General features: G+C 31.9%; 9 protein-coding genes and 1 pseudogene. All 10 read left to right on the plus strand.

Translation table 11 applies throughout. From position 1 onward, the window contains the following. Positions 1 to 859: 859 nt before the first annotated feature. Positions 860 to 3,985: a glycoside hydrolase family 2 TIM barrel-domain containing protein gene (locus RHP49_13390; GenBank protein WNH11888.1), complete on the plus strand. Its 3,126-nt coding sequence runs from the start codon at positions 860 to 862 to the stop codon at positions 3,983 to 3,985. 620 nt (positions 3,986 to 4,605) lie between these two features. Beyond that, positions 4,606 to 5,535 (plus strand): helix-turn-helix domain-containing protein, encoded by a 930-nt coding sequence (locus tag RHP49_13395; protein ID WNH11889.1) that lies wholly within the window; start codon positions 4,606 to 4,608, stop codon positions 5,533 to 5,535. Positions 5,536 to 5,601: 66 nt separating this feature from the next. Next, positions 5,602 to 6,753: an iron-containing alcohol dehydrogenase gene (locus tag RHP49_13400; protein WNH11890.1), complete on the plus strand. Its 1,152-nt coding sequence runs from the start codon at positions 5,602 to 5,604 to the stop codon at positions 6,751 to 6,753. Between the two features lie 366 nt (positions 6,754 to 7,119). After that, a pseudogene (locus tag RHP49_13405) lies at positions 7,120 to 7,269 on the plus strand (IS3 family transposase). Positions 7,270 to 7,632: 363 nt separating this feature from the next. Next, complete coding sequence (locus RHP49_13410; protein WNH11891.1) at positions 7,633 to 11,829, plus strand: two-component regulator propeller domain-containing protein; 4,197 nt, start codon at positions 7,633 to 7,635, stop codon at positions 11,827 to 11,829. A 478-nt stretch (positions 11,830 to 12,307) separates the two neighbouring features. After that, positions 12,308 to 15,103: a hypothetical protein gene (locus RHP49_13415; GenBank protein ID WNH11892.1), complete on the plus strand. Its 2,796-nt coding sequence runs from the start codon at positions 12,308 to 12,310 to the stop codon at positions 15,101 to 15,103. 13 nt (positions 15,104 to 15,116) lie between these two features. After that, entirely contained in the window at positions 15,117 to 16,133 is a 1,017-nt protein-coding gene (locus tag RHP49_13420) for a family 43 glycosylhydrolase (protein WNH11893.1), read from the plus strand. 164 nt (positions 16,134 to 16,297) lie between these two features. Continuing rightward, positions 16,298 to 17,698 (plus strand): glycosyl hydrolase family 28 protein, encoded by a 1,401-nt coding sequence (locus RHP49_13425; protein WNH11894.1) that lies wholly within the window; start codon positions 16,298 to 16,300, stop codon positions 17,696 to 17,698. A gap of 6 nt (positions 17,699 to 17,704) precedes the next feature. Then, positions 17,705 to 18,898 carry a DUF4861 family protein gene (locus tag RHP49_13430; GenBank protein WNH11895.1) on the plus strand — a complete coding sequence of 398 codons (1,194 nt, stop codon included), beginning with the start codon at positions 17,705 to 17,707 and terminating at the stop codon, positions 18,896 to 18,898. A 119-nt stretch (positions 18,899 to 19,017) separates the two neighbouring features. Next, complete coding sequence (locus RHP49_13435) at positions 19,018 to 20,625, plus strand: glycoside hydrolase 43 family protein (protein ID WNH11896.1); 1,608 nt, start codon at positions 19,018 to 19,020, stop codon at positions 20,623 to 20,625. Positions 20,626 to 21,090: the final 465 nt, after the last annotated feature.

The following is a 21,090-nucleotide window of genomic DNA, read 5'->3' on the forward strand; positions in this document are numbered from 1 at the left end:
TATAAATTTGAATAAAACACACATATGTATAAGTTTTTGTTCAAATTTGGTAAGATATAACCGTTATGTGTCGATTATGTTAAGGATATTTAAATATAGAAGTTAGGGTCTTTAAATTTTATTAATGTTTGTATTCATTTGTTTTTTATAAATTAATACAAACATCATATTTATATTTAACTAATTGCTTGAATGCATAAAACAACTTTAATTCGATAAGAATTTTATTTACACTATATAACTGTATTACGTGTTTTTATTTCAGAACTCAAAATCAGGATTTACTCTTCTTGATTATATTTTTACAACTAATATGTGAATTATTTAAAGAAATACATGTGTTATTGGTTTTATGCTAAAAATATGTGAAAAATAAATAAGTAAATTATTTTTTTTGATAATTATTTAGAAAAATGTCTTTATTCATTATAATTAATAAAATAGTTGCTAAACCATATCTTCTTAAAAATTACTCTTCTACATAATTGCAAAACAGTGTTTTTTTCTAACTTAAATATACTGTTGTATTGTACAACTATCTATACCCTATAATACCGTAATTATTAGATTATAGATAAATACACTAAATAAATGCTAACCTTAAATTTAAAAAATCAAATTTTGATTAAAATGATAATAGTCATGATGAATATGGTAATATAGTATCATTATGAGTTAATAATTAACTTTAATAATAATGAGATAACATATATTTTTATGCCAAAACTTTCTTTTTTAATATTAAAAAAGAAAGTTTTGTATTTTAATTTGCTGTAATCTTTTTATTAGTTATTTGACCTAAGGGTGGTCAAATTTTATATTTAAGATTCTTAAAAAGAATTGTATAATTAAATATTCTATGAAAAACGTATTTTTATTTTTTAGTATTCTTATTTTAATTCAAAATAGTTTTAGTCAAAACGATTGGGAAAACCCAAACATATTTGAGAAAAATAAAGAGCAATCACGTGCTTCTTTTTATTCTTATTCAACTATTGAAAAAGCAAAAGTTGATAATCCGAAAAAAGAAGCTTTTATAAAATGTTTAAATGGAAAGTGGAAATTTAATTACACAAATAATTCTACAGAAACACCTAAAGACTTTTTTAAGCTAGGGTTTGATGCTAGCAACTGGGATAATATACCAGTACCTAGCAATTGGGAAATGTACGGTTACGGGTTTCCTCATTATGTAAATGCGGGTTATGCCTTTAACACAATAAATCCTCCTTTTATAAAAGATTCAGAAAATTCAGTAGGTGCTTATATTACAGAGTTTTTTGTTGACGATGGATGGTTAAATCGTAATGTTTACATTCAATTAGGCGCAGTAAAGTCGGGGTATTATTTATGGATAAATGGAGAAAAAGTAGGATATAACCAAGATTCAAAATTACCAGCAGAATTCAATATCTCTCCCTATTTAAAAAAGGGTAAAAATAAACTAGCGGTCAAAGTTTTTCAATTTACAGATGGTAGCTATATTGAGGATCAGGATTTCTGGAGATTATCTGGCATTCAAAGAGATGTTTTTCTTTTTGCAAGACCTAAAATTCACATTAGAGATTTCTTTGCAAAAGCATTACTCGATTCAAGCTATGAACATGGTGTCTTTAAATTATCGGTAGACATAAAAAACACTTCTAATATAAAAGCATCACATTTAAAATTACAATATAAGATTTTAGATGCTCAAGAACAACAGGTGTTAACTGATGAGTCCTTATTTAGTGTAAAGAGTTTAAGTTCTGAAAATTTGATATTCAATGGCAATATTCCTAATATACACTCTTGGTCTGCAGAAAATCCGTATTTATATACATTACTATTATTTATAAGTGATAACTCAGGAAAAACTATTGAAGCGACTTCAATTAAAATAGGGTTTAGAACGACTGAAATTAGAGGGGGACAATTATTAGTTAATGGTAAACCTATTCTTTTAAAAGGGGTAAATCGTCATGAACATAACCCTGATTATGGTCATGTTGTAAACGAAAAAGATATGCTAGCAGATATTAGAATGATGAAACAATTTAATATAAATGCAGTACGTACTAGTCATTACCCAAATGATCCGCTTTGGTATAAATTATGTGATAAATATGGTTTGTATTTATATGATGAAGCTAATATTGAATCACATGGTATAGGTTATGATATCAATAAAACCCTAGCCGATAAATCCGAATGGAAAGAGGGGCATGTAGCTCGAATGTTGAATATGGTTGAGCGTGATAAAAATCATCCATCTATTATTGTTTGGAGTATGGGAAATGAAGCTGGAGATGGACATAATTTTTTAGCAGGATACAAAGCCATTCATAAAAGAGATACAGATAGACCAGTGCATTATGAGCGAGCAGAAAGACAAACAACGGTTAACGAAAGGCATACCGATATAGTACCTAATATGTATGCCCCAAACAGTTGGGTTGAAAAGTGGATTGGAATTGATACAGAGCGTCCGTTTATTTGGTGTGAATATTCACATGCTATGGGGAATAGTAATGGTAATTTTAAAGAATATTGGGATTTAGTGCGCGAAAACCGACAACTTCAAGGTGGTTTTATTTGGGATTGGATGGATCAGGGCTTAACAAAATATAACGCTAAAGGTGATAAGTTTTGGGCATATGGTGGATTTTTTGAACCGAAAGGAGTTAAAAATGATGATAATTTTTGTTTCAATGGTCTAGTAGCTACAGATATGACGCCACATCCTGGCTTGTATGAGGTTAAAAAAGTATATCAAAATGTTAGATTTAGTGCAACAGGAATTTCTGAAGGACAAATAAATATAAAAAACGAATTGTTTTTTAATAACTTAGACGCTTATTTAGTGCGTTGGAATCTAATTGAAGATGGTGAAATCATGCAAACAGGCGTCTTTAAACCTTTAGGAGTTTTACCGCAAGCAGAAAAAGAATTCAGCTTAAACATAAAAGATTTTAATAGGAAAAAAGAAAGTGAATATTTTATAAATGTTTATGCAATACAAAATAATGAAACTGAAATAATTCCTTTTGGACATATAGTGGCTTCAGAACAATTTGCTTTAGGAACTTATAACGAAGTTGTTAAAGTGAGTTCAAAAGCATCTAGCGAAATTATTCTAAAAGATAATTTAAATGAGATAACTATTTCAGGTAGTAATTTTTTAATGCAGGTGTCTAAAAAATCAGGAGCTATAACGTCTTATAAAATTAATAATTACGAAATGATTACCTCGCCATTGTTACCAACGTTTTGGCGTTCTCCAACTGATAATGATTTTGGCAACGGTATGCCAACACGTTGCGAAGTATGGAAATCTGTAATGAATACTGCCATAACAGAAGCAGTAAGCATGGAAAAAGTATCAGAATCTGAAATAAAAATTAGCACAAATCTTAAATTACCAACCATAGATGGTTATATAAGTATGGTTTATACGATTTATAGTCATGGAAACATAGATGTGAATTATAAATTTGAAGCAACTAAAACAGGTTTACCAGAAATACCTCGTATTGGTATGGTTTTTAGAATGCCAAGAGATTTTGACAATTTAAAGTATTATGCTCGAGGACCTTGGGAAAATTATATAGACAGAAATACAGCATCTTTTATTGGTGTTTATCAATCAAAAATCACTAATCAATTTGTACCTTATGGCAGACCTCAAGAGAATGGACATAAAACAGAAGCTAGATGGTTATCAATTACAAATCAAGTTGGTTTAGGTTTTAAAATAGAAGCCAATAAAATACCTTTTGAATTTAATGCATTGCATTATAGTACTAACGATTTGGATTCAGGAACTAAAAAACTATTATTAACACCCATTGATTTAAAAGAAGGTGATTTTGTTGAAGTTCATATAGATCATAAAATGATGGGTATTGGAGGTGATAATAGTTGGGGAGCAAAACCACATAAATCTTATATGTATTACGCAAACAAAGTATATGAATATTCGTTTTCTATCATTCCTGAATTATAAAAAAAAAAAGGTCTAGTTATGAAATATGTTATAGCTTAAAATTAATTTACGTTGAAGTTTAATAAGAGTTAGAACCTTTAAATTTGTGCTGTACACAACATTTTTCTATACATTATATATACTGAAGTAGTATTTATACACTCTATTAAATCATTTAATTTTTTGGCTTTAAATGCCATTTTAACACATTTCCTTGTGTTCCGCGAAAAGCTCCACTCCATTTTTCTATTTTGGAACCCTGAAAAGAAGCACTATATTTTAAGTAAATCAGGAATTAAGTCCACTTAATAGGAACTCAATATTTGTTATTTTGTTCCATTTCCTGTGTTTTTATTTTTTACAAAAGGTTTAGATCCACATCCTAAGTCGTAACCACTATACCTTTTTTTGATAGCAAAATAATAACATTCAATTTTGTATAACAATATATCCAGACTCATTCGTAGTACTTTTTAGATGTCTCAATAAATATGAATATTGTTGTAAAAACACCAAGCAAGAAAAAGAAGGTAATAGTGATAGCTCTATGGAAAGTAAATCAAAATAAATCTTATGAAATTTAAGAAAATTGTTATTCAAAATGCTATGTAACTATCTATTCATTCTATTTACTTTAAGAAATGACAATTGGTAGTTTTATCCATACATTTGCCATCTCAAATTTTTGGATGCCGATGGAAATTGCGAATTATACCTTAAAAGAATTTTTTGATCAAAAGAAATCACCATGCCTTTCTTTCACTGTTTACAGTTTGGAAGATGATGCCGTAAAAAAGGAAGAAAAATTACATAGAAATGATTATTTTCAGGTCATTTTATTACAAGAAGGGAAAGTAAACCAGCATATTGAACACGAAAGTTTACAGTTATTGAATAATCAGATTTCAGTGGTTTTTCCTCATCAGATAAATGCATTCGAACTGTCAGCTAAAGCCAAAGGTATAGTGGTACAATTTGATGAGGTATTATTTTGTTCAGATTTATTGAAAAACGAGCTCATTTCCTATAGTAATGATTTAATGAATAAATTAAATCATGTGGTTTTAGACGCCGATACCTTTTATAAAATAAATCATTATGCGGTTCAAATTCTCGATTTGTTTAAAAACCTATCACCAATCAAGAAAGAGCAGATTCGGTTTTATATAAAAATCATGCTGCTTGAAATAATAGAAGCAGCACATCAAAAAACAAATGGGTTTCAAGCTCCAGGTCAATTAGATGTATTTGCACGTTTTAAAACGCTTATAGAAGAAAATTACAAGTCAAAGCGAACAGTAACTTACTATAAGGATCAACTTCAGATTACGTCTAAAAAGCTAAACGGGATATGTAAAAGTAAAACGGGTAATACTGCACTAACTATTATTCACGAACGTATTCTTACCGAAATTAAGAGGCAGCTTATATTCTCAAGTAAAAACCATAAAGAAATTGCATACGATCTAGGTTTCGATTCGCCTTCGGCATTAAATAAGTTTGTTTATGCTAAGTTAAAAGAGACACCAAGTGAGTTAAAAGAATCGTTGTCCAAAATTTATAAGTATTAGGACAGTTTTTATAATCAAAACCCTCTTTCCCTTGTCTAGTTTTGTCTCATCTAAAAAACATACAAGATGAGTAAATTATTTATAGCAAGTGAAGTTTTTCACGGTGTTGGTACCCTGGAAGAATTAAAAAATATTAAAGGACAAAAGGCCGTTATTGTAACTGGTGGAAGTTCAATGAGAAAAAGTGGAGTTTTAAACAAAACGGTTGCTTACTTAAAGGAAGCTGGTCTAGAAACTGAAGTTTTTGAAGGTGTAGAAGAAGATCCGTCATCAGCTACATGTCTAAAAGGAGCTGAAGTCATGAAAACGTTTCAGCCAGATTGGATTGTTGGTGTTGGTGGATGTTCTGCTATCGATGCAGCTAAAATGATGTGGGTATTTTACGAGCACCCAGATGCAGATTTTGATGCTATGACTAAACCGTTCTCAGTTCCAACCTTAAGAAATAAGGCTAAATTTGTAGCTATCCCTTCTACAAGTGGAACAGGAACAGAAACGACAGGTTTAGCAGTAATTACCGATCGTGAGAAAGGTGTTAAATATCCTATCGTTTCTTACGAATTAACACCTGATATTGCTATTGTAGATGGTGAAATTTGTTCAACTATGCCAGCACACGTAACATCTAATACAGGGTTAGACGCATTAACACACTGTGTTGAGGCTTACGTATCAAATATTGATGATAACTATGCAGATGCATTAGCAAAAGGGGGATTAGAAATTGTATTTAACAATTTAAAAGAAGCAGTAAATAATCCAGACAACCTTAAAGCACGTCAAAACATGCACGATGCATCGTTTATGGGAGGTTTAGCCTTTAACAATGCGTGGTTAGGTATTGTACACTCTTTATCTCACCAAGTTGGAGCGCTTTATGGAGTTCCTCACGGGGCAACTAATGCTATTTTCTTGCCAAATGTAATTCGTTATAATGCAAAAGATTCTGAGCGTTTTCCGGATTTAGCTAAAATTATTGGTAAAGAAACTGCAGAAGATTTAGCGGTAGCAGTTGAAACATTAAGAGCAGAAGTAAACAATCAATCAGCGATTAAGGAGTTTGGAATTTCTCAAGAAGATTGGGATAAAAACTTAGATTACATGACCAAAAATGCTTTGGCAGATCCTTGTACAGGTTTTAATCCTAGAAAACCAACTTTAGAAGAGTTGAAAGCTATTTATACGGCTTGTTACAACGGAGAAATTGTTAGTTTCTAAATATTAACAGTTATAAAAAATGTAAAAATCCAGTTCTATTGAACTGGATTTTTCTATTAATATTATATGTATTTATAATGCAAATGTCATTGGAGCATAAGACTAGTTAAATTAAGGGCTACTTGGTGGGATTTAGAGTTGTTTGTTTTCCCATTATAATATGTTTAACCTTATGCTTTCATATTATAGGTGTTAGTCTTTTTAAGTATTCACTTAATCTCCCTTGATTATATCTATTGTCTTTTTGAGAACATTATCTTAACAAAAACATAGCTGTTTTTTTAATTTAATTAAGATTTGTTTTTTGAAAAAAATCTCAAAAAGGAATATTTGATTTCCATTATCCGGTTTTTATTCCGTCCGCTATTCCATTATAAGTTAAGATCTGAAGCCGAGTTATTGATCTTTGGGTGGATAGAAACTTGATACAATAATAAACGAAGACATTCTTTTTTAGGGAACAAAACAATAAGAGAATTTGAATTAGACATGTATAACCATAAACTAGTGGCTTAGTCATTTAACTTATTGTCCAGTTTTTTGTTGCAAGTCCAGTATACATCTTCTTACCGGTACAAGTTGGTTAATTGCTATTCAAATTTAGTTTTATTTTATACTGAACATTTCTAGTGTTTTGTAGTTAAAACCAATAGTAAATTTATTTTATATAAATTATAGTACAAAATTTATTAAAAAATGAATATTAAAGCTTTAGGGAATTCAAATTGCTTTTACCTTCTTTATTTTTTATACATTTAGAGGATTAAAAATGGATTATAAATTTGTAAGGCCTTTTTAATAAAGCATACACATTGGAGTTATGTATGAATGGTTTTTAATTTTTTGGCTAATAGTTTTATGTGTAAGTTTCTCAGTTTAATGTTGATTAGTAGGTACAATAGAGGTATTGTTTTTTTATTTTTTTTATTATTTTCTTCAACCAAGTCTTTTTGTCAATATCAAAATCTTAAATTTGAAAACCTTGATACAGCAGAAGGGCTATCCAGTAGTACAAGCACTGAGATTTTTCAAGATAGTGAAGGTTTTATGTGGTTTGGAACTATTGATGGTTTAAATAGGTACGATGGTTATAGTTTTGAAATCTACAGACCAATTTTAAATGATTCTACTTCAATAAGTAACAATCGAATAAGTTCTATTGTTGAAGATTCCAATGGGTTTTTATGGATAGGGACAAGCAATGGACTTAATTTTTTTGATAAAAAACAAGAAAAATTTAGTCGAATTTCATTGCATAATAGATCAACAAATTTTGTTGACCAAGGAGAAATTATAAACGATTTATTGTTTGATGAAGTTAGTGAAACATTATGGGTGGCAACAAAGAATGGTGTTGTAAGGTTAAATTTAAAGAACCAATCTACACCTTATAGTGATACTATTAATTTTTCCCATTACATCAATATTAATAACAATCTCCAGACCATAGACAATAACGATGTTACAGCAATTATTCAAGACAAGGAAGGTGAGATTTGGGCTGTTACAGAGGGAAATTATTTAAATAAGTACCACCCTAAAAAAGACTTATTTACTAGGGTGCTTATCGATATTCCAAATTCCTACGAGTTAAACCATATTCCCAAAAGTATTTTAGTTGATAGTGATGGCGATTTTTGGATTGGCAACAATTTATCCATGTTAGTTTTTTGGGATAGAAGTAAGAATGCGTTTATTCAACTAACTCCAGTAAAGGTAAACATTCCAATTTTTCACATGTATCAAGATAAAAAAGGTGTTATTTGGATTGCTACTGATGGTGATGGCATATATTTATATGATAAGAAAAAGGGATTGCTACAGCATATATCCCATAGTCCCTTAAACAGTTTTTCACTTCCTAATAATCAACCTTCCAATATAATGGAAGATAAGGATGGTATTTTTTGGATTGCCACATATAATAAAGGTGTAAGTAAATTAGTGTTGTCCAAGTCGGCTTTCGGGCATTATTTTTATGAATCAGACAATCCCAAAGGTTTAAGTGCAAAAATAGCTCAGGCCGTACTTCAAGATAATGAAGGAAGAATTTGGATTGGGACAGATGGAGGGGGATTAAATCTATTTGATGAAAAGACAAATTCATTTAAACATTTTAAGGCAAATGCCAATAAAACTGGAATAAGTTCTAATAAAATAGTAAATTTAGTAGAAAGTTTTGATGGAACTATTTGGGTGTGTACCTGGGATGGAGGGCTTAATAAATTTAACCCTACTACTGAAATAGCCGAACAATTTAAATATGAATCCAATAATCCATATACCATTGGTCAAAATACGGTATGGTGTGCTGTAGAGGATTCTGAAAAAAGATTATGGTTAGGAACACAATCTGAAGGGTTGAATCTATTCGATTATAAAACAAAAAGGTTTTATAAATTTAAAAGCATTCAGGGAGCAAAGAACAACTTAATAAGCAATCTGGTTTTTTCCATATTTATAGATTCCAAAAATCGTCTTTTAATAGGCACATCGTTAGGGTTATCTGTGGTAGAGTTAGATAAAATATCAGATTATATACCCGATGAAATAGATTTTATTGAATTAAAAGAAAAACTAATTCAAGGTACAAGGGTCAATTATATTACCGAGGATCATTTAGGTAATATATGGATAGGAACAGATATTGCATTGCATCATTTGGATAGTAATCTTAAGTTTGTCAAATCCTATTCAACCGTAGACGGCCTTCCAAATAACCTCATTTTAGGAATCGCAGAAAGTAACCAGAATAACTTATGGATTACTACAAAAGGAGGGCTTTCTAAATTTAATATTGACGAAGATAAATTCTATAATTACAATATACAAGATGGTGTTCAGGGCATGGAGTTTCAAAGTAAATCCATTGAAAAATTAAAAGACGGTAGAATACTTGCTGGAGGAATAAATGGATTTAACTTATTTGACCCAAATAAAATTATTGAAAGACCAGAAAACCTTAAACCTATAATAACAAGGTTTAAATTATTTAATGAAATAATAAAACCAGGACAAAAGCTTGATAATAGAGTCGTTATAAAAGAATCCATTGCAAGTACCAATTCAGTTGAGCTAAAATATGATGAAGGTTATTTGTCTTTTGAATTTGTGGCTTTTCACTACGAAAACCAAAGGCGCGTTAAGTATAGGTATCGCATGAAAGGGATTCATAATGATTTTATCAACGCAGGAGATAACAGGTTGGCAAATTATTCAAGCATTCCACCCGGAGAGTATGAGTTTCAAGTAAAGGCATCCATAGATGGCCAATGGGATAATGCAGAAAGTTCTAATATTAAAATCCATGTATTGCCTCCACCTTGGAAAACATGGTGGGCATATTTGCTTTACGTGTTGTTTTTTATAGTTCTTCTTAGGTTTGGTATGCATTATTACACTAAAATGGTTAAAGAAGAGAAAGAACATGAACTGGATCAAATGAAGCTACAGTTCTTTATTAATGTATCCCATGAACTACGAACACCACTAACGCTTATTTTAAACCCTGTAGATAAAATTATATCGTCATTTAATAACCCTGAAATTGTTAAATCATCTGCTTATACACTTCAAAGAAGCGCAAGAAGATTGTATTATTTAGTCAATCAATTATTGGATTTTAGAAAACTGGATTTGGGTAAAGTTCCTCTTAAATTGGTTCATGGAGATCTAGTTAAATTTAGTGAAGATGTGTATAAATTGTTTGAAGGTTTGGCCAAAACAAAAGGAATAAAATATAAGTTTAAAAGTTCCTTTAAAGAATTACCGGTAAATTTTGACCCTGACAAAGTTGAAAAAATAATTACCAACTTAATTTCAAATGCTTTAAAATATACTAATGAAGGAGGTTCGGTTAAGCTTTTAATTTCCAAACCAAACGCATCAAAAAAACATTTGTTTTCAAAAATTTTAAATAAAAAAATATCTGAAGAATTTGTTCAAATAGAGATTAAAGATACGGGTATAGGTTTTAAAAAAGAACAACTCAAAGATGTTTTTGGAAGGTTTGTAAATGCAGGAAACACCAAAACAGGTATGGGAATTGGTTTGAATATTACCCAAGGGCTTGTAAAAATACATGGCGGCGAAATTTTTGTTGAAAGTAAGCATGAAGAGGGCACTGTTTTTACTGTTTTACTACCATTAAATCTTAAAAATGAACATAGCGAATCAATAGATGGCGCAAATAAATATATTAATGAATTTGATTTAACCAGTGTGCAGTCTGCCGAATATGAAATTGAGGCTTATGCCGAAAGTATTGATGAACGAATTCAAAACACAGATTCTAATTCCGGAGGAAAGAAAAAGCAAGTCATATTAGTTGTAGAAGATAATAAGGAATTAAGAAAACATTTGGTTTACGAGTTTGGTAATTCATTTAAAATAATGGAAGCAGTAAATGGCGTTGATGGATTGGAGAAGATAAAAAAGTACCATCCCGATTTGGTAATAAGCGACGTTATGATGCCAAAAATGGATGGATTTGAATTATGCCGTTTAGTTAAAACTGAAATTGAAATTTGCCATATTCCTATTATTTTATTAACAGCTAGAAGTCTGGAGGAAGATCGAATAGAAGGCTATAATACCGGAGCCGATGAATATTTACCAAAACCTTTTAATATAAACATTTTAAGGGCAAGAGTCAAAAATTTATTAGAAGCCAAAAAAAGATTAAGAGATAGGTTCGCTTCCATTGGAGGTGTTGTTCCATCAAGTGAAATAACATCCAATAGCTTAGATGAGGCCTTTTTGGATAAAGCGACTAAAGCCATTATGGACAATATATCTGATCCGGATTATAAATTAGACAATTTGTTAAATGAAATAGGTACAGGTAGGTCTCAATTTTACAGAAAGATAAATTCTATAACAGGCCAAAATCCTAGCAATTTTATTAGAACAATTCGGTTAAAACATGCATCAGAATTATTGCTTAAAAATGAATTTTCAATAAAAGAGATTACCCATATGACTGGCTTTAATTCAACAGCATATTTTAGTAAAACTTTTCGCGAATTATTTGGCTTAACACCAACAGAATATTTAGAGAAAAAACTTAAAGATTAGCTATGAGTAGCATTTAATTGTTATTTAATTGCGGTTTTGGGTTGAAATGGGCTATAAGTTATCAATATTTAATTATAATTTATAAGCTTTCGCTGTGCAATTTTTTAAAATTGCTAACGAACTTAGATTTTAGTTTTGAACTCATTTTAACTTTTGTTTTTAACCGAAAAATGGGATAAAATTTATACAGATAAGGCACCTTTTGCTAGACATAAAAAAGTAACGTTTGGTGTGGTGCAATACATTTAAACGAAAAATAAAATGGCTTTTACGATGATTACACGATTCCAAAAAGTTTTTTGCGCCATATACCCAAAAGGGTAAATAAATAAAAATTAGTTCATAAGGGTTTGCTAGGCGGATCTATCTAATGAAATTGAGAAGTATTGTTTAGTAGTTTTTTTGAGTTAGTTGTTTACAATGGTTGCCAGATTAATTTGGTGACCGTTGTTTTAAAAACGAGAATAATTTAATGTAGATGAAGAGCTTTTTTGTTGTTATAATTATATTATTTACATTTAAAGGACTGAAAACGTATGCCCAGGATTTTTCCATCCCACAATCTATGGGAATAAGTCACCCTAGAATTTTAACCCGCTCAGAAACTCAGGAAGAGTTGGAATTTCTTGTTGAAAAAAAGAAATGGGCAAAAGCAATAATAGAAAAGACAAAAGAAAGATTACATCCCATACTTGAAAAATGTAGGGATAATGCTGATTGGTTGCGTTCTCGGTTACAAATGTATTGGAAAGCCAAATCCACTCAAGTCTATATCAATGGAGGCAAGTACAGTTATGCAGATGGTGAAGCACCTGTACCCACGGTTAAATTTATTGGAGGACGTGGAACGCCATCTGAGTATAATAAACCAAAGTTAGAAGATGTTAAACCTTTTATGGATGATCAAAGAGGTTTATATTTACAAAATAGAACAACTGAGGTATGGGAGTGGGCTGCCATTTCTGAAACTAGTGGAATTACTGCATCTATTAATCGTGAAATTTTAAGTATTGCTAGAGATGCCGCTTTTTTATATTGGTATCAAGAAGATGAAAGATATGCAGATTTAGCATATAATATATTGGATACTTATTTAAAAGGGGTGTATTATTTAAATGAACCCATCGACTTAAGTCACGGTCATCATCAAACTTTGGTAAGTTATACTCAGTTTGAAGTGATTCAAGAACACGTATTGAATGAAGTGACACAGTGTTATGATTTTTTACATAATTACATTAATAATAACCATCCGGGCAATTTAAAAATTTATGATGCTACCTTGCAAAAATGGGCAGATTTAATCATTAAAAATGGCGTGAGTTTTAACAATTGGAACCTATTACAGGCTGCTCATATATCAAATATAGCATTGGTTTTGGAAAATAACGACCATTATAAAAATGGTAAAGGAGGCACTTATTATTTAGACCAAATTATGAACCATACTTCTACGCGCCAATGGTCCATGAAAAAACTAATGGATTATGGGTATGATTATAATACAGGCATTTGGAATGAAAGCCCTGTATATTCTATGAACGTCCTAAATGATTTTATGCATTTTGCTGAATTTTATGATCGTAATTTTAATATAGATTTGATTAAAGAAATGCCTGTTTTAAGACAAGCGGTAATAGCAGCCCCAGAATATTTATATCCCAATAAATTCAAAGTAGCTTTTGGTGACGGACATTATAGTCACTTAAGGGTTGAACCTATTAAATATTTAATAGAAAACGCTCAAAAATATAATAAGCCAGAAGATGAGGTTTACTTTACTAAAATGCTTAAAACTATTGATGAAGAGCATGAGTTTAATGATAAATTTGTAGGTGAAACTATAGCTGATTTATTTTTGCATGAAGCTTTGAATGTTAAAGAAGATATCAAAGCAGGAAAACTATCAGATTTTACTTCGCCTTTATTTTATGCGCCTAAAACAAGCTGGTTGGTGCAACGTCAGGGAGAAGATGAAAATGATGCTTTAATGATTAGTCAGATAGGTTCTTTCGGAAACCACATGCATTCTAATGGTATTGCTATGGAATTATACGGTAAAGGATTACCATTAGCCCCAGAGATGGGTAATGGGTCCGGTTATTTCTCGATAGACTATGCAGAATATTACACGCAGTTTCCTGCCCACAATACAGTCATTGTAAATGGGAAATCTAAGTATCCTGAAATGAAAAGCAATCACGCTTTTAAGGTTTTAGGAATGTATCCAAAAAGTCAAAGTAAAAAAGGGAACATAAACGGTTATACGTTTTCAGATGTAGAATTTCTAGAACCAGAAACCCAAAGTCAGCAACGAAGGGTTATGGGGATTGTTAAAAATGATACAGGAGGCTATTATATAGATATTTTTCGCTCTAAACAACAGGAGGGTAAGGATGTAAAACACGAATATTTTTATCACAATTTAGGTCAGAAACTTAATTTAGCAACCCCAAACGGTGATGGGTTAAAACTTTACCCTACCAGTAAATTAGCTTTTGGAGATGGCGATTTAATGGCGTATGATTATATGTGGCATAAAAAATCCATCAAAACGAATGAGGATTTTAAAGGACAGTTTTCTTTACAATTAAAGGATAAAGAGGTTAACATGAATGTATGGTTTAAAGGAGACGAACATCGTGAGGTTTTTTCTGTTATGTCCCCTAAGTCAACTGCTTTTCGTCATGGTCCTATACCAAAAGAACTTAATGAAGCTCCTATTCCAACCTTAGTAGTAAAGCAAAAAGGGGAGGCTTGGACTCGTCCGTTTGTAGCTATTTACGAACCTGCTTTAGACAGTAATAGTGATATTGAATCGGTAGATTATTTCGGTGAAAATGGATCGGTAGGTATTGTTGTAAAACAAAAAAGAGGTAAAGAAGACGTGATTTTTTCTAATACATCATCAGATATGGAATTAGACAAAAATGGATTTTTTATGAAAGGAACTTATGCCGTTGCCAGTACCAAAGGAGACGACTTTAGTGTATTCCTTGCTAATGGAAAAATCATAGGAAATACGGTCTATACTATCAATGTAAAATCAGGTAATTCCTCGGTAGCTCTAAAACAAGAAAATAAAAAATTATATATTACCACAGAATCTCCAATTGAATTAACTGTTCGTGTTCAGGATAAAATTAAAAAGGGCACAATAACTAATCCTACAGGAAATATATATCAAGGTATGTATAACAAAAAAAACAAATCGATAGTATTTAAACTTCCTCCCTTAACTTTTCAAACCATTAAAATAAATTATTTTGAATAAAAATAGAACCTATATGAAATCAATTAGAGTATTACAATTTTTAAGTATGTCAATTTTTTTATTAACAGTTTTTAGTTGCAAACAAAAGAATAAAACTGAAAAAAGTAAGAGCATACATGCTGAAATAGCTAAAATAAACAATCCAATAATTAAAGGTACTTTTGCAGATCCAACCATAGTTAAACACGAAGGTAAGTATTATATATATGCAACTATAGATCCTTGGGGAGGTGATGAATTGGCTGTTTTTGAATCTTCAGATTTCATTAATTGGGAACAAAAGCATATTAATTGGCCTACAAAAGAAGCCTGTACAAGTTCAACATCAAAAGAGAACATGGTTTGGGCTCCATGTGTTATTAAGGGTAAAGATGGAAAATTTTATATGTATGTTTCTGTAGGCAGCGAAGTTTGGGCAGGCGTTAGTGAAAAACCATTAGGGCCTTGGAAAAATGCAAAGGAAGACAATACGCCTTTTATTAAAGGTGATATGTTTCCAGAATACCACATGATAGATGCGGAAGCATTTATAGATGACGATGGTAAAGCATACCTCTATTGGGGTTCTGGTCTAAACTGGGTTAACGGGCATTGCTTTGTAGTTGAATTAAATGACGATATGGTTTCTTATGATGAATCCAAAATTAAAGATGTGACACCGCCTAATTTCTTTGAAGCGCCATTTATGTTAAAAAAGAACAATAAGTATTATTTAATGTACTCAGACGGGAAGTGTACCAATAGCACCTATAAAGTTAGGTATTCGGTAGGAGATACACCTTACGGCCCTTGGAAAGAAGGAAAAAATAGTCCGATACTATCAACAAGTAAAGACTCTACGACCTTAGGGCCAGGACACCACACTGTTTTTAAAGAAAATAATCAAGATTATATTTTATATCATAGAATTAAAGATAACAAAGATGCCATTTTACGTGAATTGGCTATCGATAGTTTAAATTTTGATTCGGAGGAGGCTATATTAAAAGTAAAACCACAGGGTGGCGTAAGTGATTTTTTGAATAACTGATATTACGGCAAAAAAAAAGAAGATGATTAAAAGGGGAGTTCCATATAACAAATAAAAAACAATATATATTTATATATGGAACTCCCCACATACGAATAGTATACACACGAGGAAGATTGTTAAGGTGTCCCATCTGACAATTAAAAACCAATAAATAAGAACAGATGAAACTAAGAATAGCATTGATAATGCTTTTATTAACAGTAGGTAAAGGAATATCCCAAGAGTTAATTACCTACGAAATCCCCAGACAGTATAAATACACCATACATAATGATGATTTTACGGTATTGGTAAGGGTACCTGAAGGCGACTGGAAGGATTTATATGAATATCGGGTAGAGGTAGATATGGACACAAAATCAAAAGCATCTATGGTGTATTTTGATTTTGAAGGCAAAGTAGAGATTATGGTCAAAAAGAATAATGGTAGTCTTGATCAAGTAAAAATTAGGCCATTGGCCAAAAATATTGTTCCCGATGTAAAAGAAAACACCATGCTATTTTCTTTGGATAAGCCAATGAAGCTTTCTTTGGAAGTAAACGGTGATAGGTTACACAATCTACACATTTTTGCAAATGCTATTGACAGAAATAAACCAGATTTAAATGACCCTAACGTTATTTATTTTGGGCCAGGGGCACACCAACCAGGAGATCTTCCAGGAGATGTTTTTAATATACCTTCTGGGAAAACGGTATATGTTGATGGCGGCGCTATTGTTAAAGCAAAATTTTTGGTAGATAAAGCCCATGATGTTAAAATTTTAGGAAGAGGTATTGTGCTTCAGCCAGAGCGTGGTGTGGAAATTCGCCATTCAAAAAATGTAACGGTAGATGGATTGATTTTTATCAACCCTAAACATTATACTATATATGGAGGTGAATCAACCGACTTGACCATTAAGAATATTAAATCCTTTAGTAGTGAGGGTTGGAGTGACGGAATAGATTTAATGTCCTGTTCCAATGTGGAAATTGATGATGTTTTTATGCGAAATTCAGACGATTGCATTGCTATTTATGGACACCGATGGGACTTTTATGGAGACGCACGCAACTATAACATTAAAAACTCGATTCTTTGGGCAGATATAGCACATCCTACAAACATAGGTATACATGGTGATGCTGAGCATGGTGGAAATATCATTGAGAACATTAAATTTTCAAATATCGATATTTTGGAACACGATGAAGATGACGTAGTTGCCGAAGGGTGTATGGCTATATGTGTAAGCGATAACAATACGGCGAGAAACATAAGTTATACAGATATTAGGATAGAAAGCATTCAAGAAGGGCGCATTTTTAATTTTGAGGTCTGTTTCAGTGAAAAATATAGTGCAGCTTCAGGACGAAAAATAGAGAATATTACTATGAAGAATATCTCATACAATGGTCCTTATGTAAATCCATCCATTATAAGAGGCTACAATTCAGAACGTAACGTTGAAGGGATTACTATTGAAAATTTAAGGATTAATGGAGAGTTGGTTACTAATCCAAAAGAAGGCAATATCAAGATTGGAGATTTCGCAACCAAAGTGATATTTAAAAAATAAAGAAATATGCACAACTATATAAAAATAACAGTATTGTTATTAATAATTGGTCTGCTCGTTTCTTACAAAAGCCAAATCACGAACCAAGAACTAACGATTCAAGTTGAAAACAATCAGAACTTTTCTCGAAATGAAGTCGTGGAGATTCCCTATGAAAAGTTTTCTGGATTATTAAAAAGTACAGATCAAGAAAATATCAGGGTAAAAAAACAAGGTTCACAAGACTATTTAATTACTCAATGGATGGATAGCGATAGTGATGGGGTTACCGATGCCTTGCTTTTTCAGGTAGAAGTAGCTGCAAATTCTTCAGCAAAATATGTGGTGCTGGTTGATAGCATGAATCCTGTTAAAGAAACAAAAGCAATTACTTTTTCTAGACTAGTTCCAGAAAGAACGGATGATTATACATGGGAAAATGATAAAGTTGCTTTTAGAACCTACGGACCGGAAGCGCAACGTCGAATAGAAGAAAATAAATACGGAGGCACATTATCCAGTGGAATAGATCTTTGGTTAAAACGTGTAGAATATTCTATTATAGATAAATGGTATGCAAAAAATCTAGAAACCGAAGGGTATTATCATATTGATCATGGAGAAGGTTACGACCCTTATCACGTGGGGAAAAGTAGAGGCACTGGAGGTCTTGGTATTTGGGAAAACGATAGTTTATACGTGTCTAAAAACTTTATCGCTTGTAGAACCCTAGCCACAGGACCTTTAAGAACTATTTTTGAATTGGACTATGCGCCTTGGAGTGATTATAATGTGAAAGAAACCAAAAGAATTTCTTTAGACTTAAGTAGTAACTTTTCAAAATTTGAAATAAAATTAAATGCAGAAAAAGAAGTTCCAAATTATACCATTGGGATAACATTACACGATGGAAAAGGGGAAGTTAAATTGAATCAGCAAGAAGGTTGGTTTAGGCATTGGGAGCCTATAAATGATGCTTATGTAGGTGAAGGCATTATAATAGAACCAAACAAAGTTCAAAAAGCATTCGAATATCAGTCGAAAACACCAGATCAAAGTCAGGTACTATTGGTTGCAAAACCACAAAAAGTACTTACTTATTATGCGGGTTTTGCTTGGACCAAAAGTGGACAGGTTACTACGTTGGAAGATTGGGATAAACTGTTAGAAAGACAAGTTAAGATAGTAGGGAATCCGTTAAAAATATCAGTCGTAGAATAAAAATGAATTTAAAAACACACCTTGTTTATTTAACGAAATCGTCATGATTTGGAAACCTAAACACCAATGAAAATAAAGCGATACCATATGACCATTAAAAAAACAATAAATATTTACATATGAAAAGAAGTTGTTTTCTAATGTGTATTATGTTTGTGCCTTCTCTTTTTGCACAAAATTACATTTCTAAAGTTTGGCAATCAGATAATGGAGACGGCACCTATACAAATCCAGTTTTATATGCAGACTATTCAGATCCAGATGTGATTCGAGTTGGAGAGGATTTCTATATGACGGTGAGCAGTTTTAACTGTACACCTGGTTTACCAATTCTACATTCCAAGGATTTGGTGAATTGGGAAATAGTAAATTATGCTTTGGAGAAACAAATTCCAGAAGAGGTATTTAACAAGCCTCAACATAGCAAAGGGGTGTGGGCTCCAAGTATAAGATATCATAAGAATGAGTTTTATATCTATTGGGGAGATCCCGATTTTGGAGTATACATGATTAAAACCAATGATGTTTATGGAAAATGGTCTAAACCCATATTGGTTTTAGAAGGAAAGGGAATTATTGATCCTTGTCCTTTGTGGGATGCGGAAAACACCTATTTAATACATGCCTGGGCAGGAAGTAGAGCAGGGATTAATAGTATGTTAACCATGCGTACAATGAATGCCGAGGGAACAACGGTTTTAGACGATGGTAAAAATGTATTTGATGGTCACGGGAAACACCATACAGTTGAAGGGCCAAAACTCTACAAGAAAGGATCATATTATTACATATTAGCTCCAGCAGGAGGCGTAGAAAGGGGATGGCAATTGGCGTTGCGTTCTAAAAATATTTATGGACCTTACGAAGAAAAAATTGTATTAGAACAAGGCTCTACAGCTATTAACGGTCCACACCAAGGAGCTTGGGTAACATCAGCATATGGAACATCTTGGTTTGTGCATTTTCAAGATCAAGCCGTTTATGGAAGAGTCCTTTGGCTGGAACCTATGAGTTGGAAAAACAATTGGCCCGTGGTGGGTGAAGATTTGGATGGAAATGGTGTTGGAGAACCCATACTTGCTTATGAAAAGCCTGTACAGGGAATGCCGATAACATCACCAAAAGAAGATGATGAGTTTGATAATGGAAAACCAGGTTTACAATGGCAATGGTATGCAAACGCATCTGTGAAATGGAGTGCGCAGATTCCGGGAACCGATTATTTAAGGCTATTTGCCATCAGTAAAAAAGAAGAACCAAATTTATGGAATGTACCCAACTTATTGTTGCAAAAATTGCCTGCACCTAATTTTAAAACCACTACAAAAGTTACTTTAACCACAGAATGGAATACACCAGGAAAGATAGCGGGTTTGATTATGATGGGACAGTCTTATGCATATATAGGAATAGCCTATCACGATGAAAAGTACTGGGTACAGCAAGTTATTTGCAATAAAGCCATAGAAGGTCTTGAAGAAAAAATTATAGACGAAAAGGAATTAAAATCAAATACTGTTTTTTTAAGGATGAAAGTGTCTGCTCCCAACGCAAATTGTGTATTCAGCTACAGTGAAGATGGCAAAATATTTAAAGAAATAGGAACTGGTTTTATCGCAGAAAAAGATTTATGGATTAGCGCCAAAATGGGTGTTTTTTGTGTGAGTGAAAAAAACGTTAGAATGGGCGGCTATGCCGATTTTGATTGGTTTAAAGTTGAAAAATAATAAGCTCATTTAAAGAAAAATAACCTGTAATACAACCATTTGGTGCTATACAGGGCATTAAAATAAGGCAGAATTTCAATAAACTGTGTAACTTTAAAAAATAGCTTGGCGATGACCCAAGCTATTTTTTTTTATCTAAATTCCCCGATAGCTCTGCTTCAGAGTTTGCTTTGCAGTGCCTAACTTGAGAGGCAAAACTATTTTTTTTGGCAGTCCTGAGTGAGGTAAAGTGTAAAATTTTGGTTTTCGGAATCTGAGGTCAAACATAAAACAGACGAAATCCTTCTATGCTTTATCGAGGTAGTCTCTTTCAATAATTTTTTTTAAATGACTTATAACTCCCAAGTCCAAAAACAGCAATTTCAGATTGTTATTATAGACCACAATCTATTTGTAATCAATTTAACGAGGTGAAGTAAATCGTTAAATCAATACACATCCAAAATATCCTTATTGTAAAGCATT

The sequence above is a fragment of the Flavobacteriaceae bacterium HL-DH10 genome, assembly GCA_031826515.1.
Taxonomy (GTDB): domain Bacteria; phylum Bacteroidota; class Bacteroidia; order Flavobacteriales; family Flavobacteriaceae; genus Thalassobellus; species Thalassobellus suaedae.

What these genes read in the sequence shown, in the direction of transcription:
- RHP49_13390 (WNH11888.1), top strand. Translation starts at nt 860, where the DNA reads ATGAAAAACGTATTTTTATTTTTTAGTATTCTTATTTTAATTCAAAAT.
- RHP49_13395 (WNH11889.1), top strand. Translation starts at nt 4,606, where the DNA reads ATGACAATTGGTAGTTTTATCCATACATTTGCCATCTCAAATTTTTGG.
- RHP49_13400 (WNH11890.1), top strand. Translation starts at nt 5,602, where the DNA reads ATGAGTAAATTATTTATAGCAAGTGAAGTTTTTCACGGTGTTGGTACC.
- RHP49_13410 (WNH11891.1), top strand. Translation starts at nt 7,633, where the DNA reads ATGTTGATTAGTAGGTACAATAGAGGTATTGTTTTTTTATTTTTTTTA.
- RHP49_13415 (WNH11892.1), top strand. Translation starts at nt 12,308, where the DNA reads ATGAAGAGCTTTTTTGTTGTTATAATTATATTATTTACATTTAAAGGA.
- RHP49_13420 (WNH11893.1), top strand. Translation starts at nt 15,117, where the DNA reads ATGAAATCAATTAGAGTATTACAATTTTTAAGTATGTCAATTTTTTTA.
- RHP49_13425 (WNH11894.1), top strand. Translation starts at nt 16,298, where the DNA reads ATGAAACTAAGAATAGCATTGATAATGCTTTTATTAACAGTAGGTAAA.
- RHP49_13430 (WNH11895.1), top strand. Translation starts at nt 17,705, where the DNA reads ATGCACAACTATATAAAAATAACAGTATTGTTATTAATAATTGGTCTG.
- RHP49_13435 (WNH11896.1), top strand. Translation starts at nt 19,018, where the DNA reads ATGAAAAGAAGTTGTTTTCTAATGTGTATTATGTTTGTGCCTTCTCTT.